We start from the raw sequence: 983 nt of genomic DNA, 5'->3' as shown, positions 1-983 counted from the left end.
CGGATCCCGGGCGTGTCACCAATGCAGCAAAAAGTCGAGGCCTTCGCGAAGAATGGAAGTTACCACACAACCTTCTTCGAAAGACCTCGACAGTGCACGAGTCTACCTTTACCGCACCGGATCTCACGACCTTCACCCGCCTCGACGGCTTGGGCCTCACCGCGATCGGTCAGCACCTCACCGCGGCGAAAGCCGAAATCCTCTGCCGCGTGACCGCACCGGATCCGTGGTGCACCCGCTGCGGATCCGAAGGCGCCCCACGCGATACGGTCACCCGCCGGCTCGCCCACGCACCGTTCGGGTGGCGGCCCACCGTCCTGGTCATCAAACACCGACGCTACCGCTGCGGCCACTGCCAACGGGTGTGGCGTGAAGATCTGTCCAGAGCTGCACCGGAACGCCAGAAAATCAGCAGGACCGGCCTGGCCTGGGCCTTGAACGGTTTGGTCTGCCAACACCTCTCCGTCTCACGGATCGCCGAAGGCCTCGGCGTCACTTGGAATACCGCCAACGACGCAGTGCTGGCTGAAGGCCAACGCCTGCTGATCGATGACCCTGCACGGTTTTCCGGCGTCAAGGTCTTAGGCGTAGACGAACACGTATGGAGGCATACCCGCACCGGCGACAAATACGTCACCGTCATCGTGGATCTCACCGCCGTGCGCGATGGCACCGGCACCGCACGCCTGCTGGATATGGTTCCAGGAAGGTCCAAAGCCGTATTCAAGACCTGGCTGGCCGGACAAGACGACCAGTGGAAGCAGGGCATTGACGTGGTCGCGATGGACGGGTTCACCGGCTTCAAAACCGCAGCTGCCGAAGAGCTTCCCCACGCGGTGGAGGTCTTGGATCCGTTCCATGTCGTCAAATTGGGTTCCGAGGCCCTGGATCAAACCCGGCAGCGGGTCCAGCGCGAACAGCATGGCCGGCGAGGACGCAAGGATGACCCGCTGTATAAGTGCCGTCGGACCTTGACCACGGGG

At 62.9% G+C, this 983-nt stretch carries 1 protein-coding gene; it reads left to right on the top strand.

Going from position 1 to position 983, the window contains the following annotated elements:
- Positions 1-92: 92 nt before the first annotated feature.
- The coding region (locus tag OK351_RS17860; RefSeq protein WP_265161769.1) for an ISL3 family transposase at positions 93-983 on the top strand (891 nt) is incomplete at its 3' end.

Origin of the sequence: Glutamicibacter sp. MNS18 (genome assembly GCF_026107515.2) — a bacterium.
Taxonomy (GTDB): Bacteria; Actinomycetota; Actinomycetes; order Actinomycetales; family Micrococcaceae; genus Glutamicibacter.
This window is presented reverse-complemented; position numbering and strand designations above follow the sequence as displayed.